This is a genomic window from Flavobacterium cyanobacteriorum (assembly GCF_002251835.1).
Lineage (GTDB): Bacteria > Bacteroidota > Bacteroidia > Flavobacteriales > Flavobacteriaceae > Flavobacterium > Flavobacterium cyanobacteriorum.
Window position 1 is genome coordinate 1 of sequence record NZ_NOXV01000098.1, and the last position, 1,814, is coordinate 1,814.

General features: G+C 33.6%; 3 protein-coding genes. All 3 read right to left on the reverse strand.

From position 1 onward, the window contains the following. Window positions 1–63: 63 nt before the first annotated feature. The gene (locus CHU92_RS01095; RefSeq protein ID WP_165764552.1) at window positions 64–570 is read right to left on the reverse strand and encodes a hypothetical protein; all 507 of its coding nucleotides are present in this window, start codon (window positions 568–570) and stop codon (window positions 64–66) included. Between the two features lie 45 nt (window positions 571–615). Further along, entirely contained in the window at window positions 616–969 is a 354-nt protein-coding gene (locus CHU92_RS01100; protein WP_094411747.1) for an STAS-like domain-containing protein, read from the reverse strand. Further along, a partial coding sequence (locus tag CHU92_RS15720) for a hypothetical protein (protein ID WP_207759783.1) occupies window positions 966–1,814 on the reverse strand: 849 nt, incomplete at its 5' end. The genes CHU92_RS15720 and CHU92_RS01100, both read right to left, overlap by 4 nt.

Consider the following 1,814-nt stretch of genomic DNA (forward strand, 5'->3'; position numbering starts at 1 on the left):
GCACTTGATTTAACCACGTCAGCCCCCATTGCGGCAAACGGCTGTTAGTGGCTGCCCTTCTTTTCATCCTCTATATTTGAATAGTGTCCGAATTATTTCTGTCTTTGTTATCGTTAGTTTTTGTGTTATTAACTCGTCAAACTTGGGTTGATATGTTAAGTTGATACCGGGGTCAAAAATAGTATTCGTTATATGTGTCTGTAAGCAGTCTGCTTTGTCCTTGATACTTTCGTATAAACTGTCATCAATAGCTAGTAATGCGTCATAAAATTTACTTCTTAATTGAATGAAATAGTCGGCAATTTGAGTGTCTATGTTTTGCTTGTCAATTGTCGATAGGTTTGGCTGTTTGAGAAGAATAAGTTGCTGTTCGATGTCATCAAAAATTGAATGATAGTTTTTCAAGTTATGGTCAAGAACGAGTGTTTTCAAAAGTTGAATTTTTCTATCTCTTTCTTTTTCTGTTTCATCTTTTTTATCCTTGAGTCGGAAAATCTTTACTGCAAAATATACATTGAAACCTGCGATGCAAACAGTCGCTGCTTTAAAAGCTATATCAAGAATACTCATATAGTCAATTACATTTTCGGGTTGAGTTACTATATCACACATACTTTATCCTATTGCAGTTTTTTTTCTTAATATGCGAATTATGGCCTCACTAAGTGGTCGCTCGTAATTGTAATTGCCTACTGAATCAAATTTGAATTTATTCAGAAATTTCTCCCTACCAAGTTTTAAAACTACATTGACAAATAGTTCCTCAAAAAACGAAGGGTTAATTGAGTAAATATTATCAGGGATTATAATAAATACTTCGTCATAGCTTTTTTCAATTTCGTCAATTTTGGAAGCCTTGCGAACATCTTCGCCCCTGTCTCTACCCGTAAAGACTTTGGCTATTGTTCCATCCTTTCCTTTAACCCTATAGTCTTCAAGGTTAATAATATTTGCATTACTTAGTTTCATATTTCTTGTGTTAAATCATCTTCGTTAAACATAATTCTAGCACTAATTATTGTGCCAGGGAAATAGTGGTCTACAAACTTAACAAACTTTGAATCAGGTTTGTCTTCTATGTTTCCTGATTGATTGAAAGTCATAAACTTATACGGTTCGCCATCCACGAAACCATTGGTTATGTTGTAGCTTCCGTCAAAAACAATACTCGTGTTACCTGATAGAATGGCAAGAGTTGAAAAATCGTCAGCGTCTTTTTTATTACCCTTAATATTGAAGAAACTTTCAATAAACTGAATAGAACCATTCCCACGTTTCTTGTATCTTGATGGGGCAACTGATGTTACACCATCTTGTAATGCGTATAAAGTCCATAAAGTCTCCTCCTCAAATCCTTTAAATACAAAAAACTTCTTTTTAGTATATTGCTCGGATAAGGATTTCATTTTTAGAACGACTTCTTTATTAGGACAATCAGGGTCTTTAAACTTCTCGTAGATTGTTTTACCGAAATTCAAAATAGCTAATCTAAATACTCCATAATGTTGCCCATTTTCATTTATTTCGTGAAAATAGCCAATTGAAAAACGATGTTTTGTTGTTGAATGCTCTTCTGCATTTATGAGTATTTCGCCAATTACTGTGCTTAAATCGTCAAGTTTATCAGGAGTTAAGGTTCTGTTTAAAGTTTTCAGACAATCAATAACGTAATCAACTAATTTAGTTGTATCTAAATCCTTCTGCTCCCTAATCTTAATAGGATCTCCATTAACTTCTCTGTCGTGTATGCAAAGTTTGTAAGGAATGATATCAGAAAATTTAACTGACTTATTTGAGTGAATCACTGGTGAACC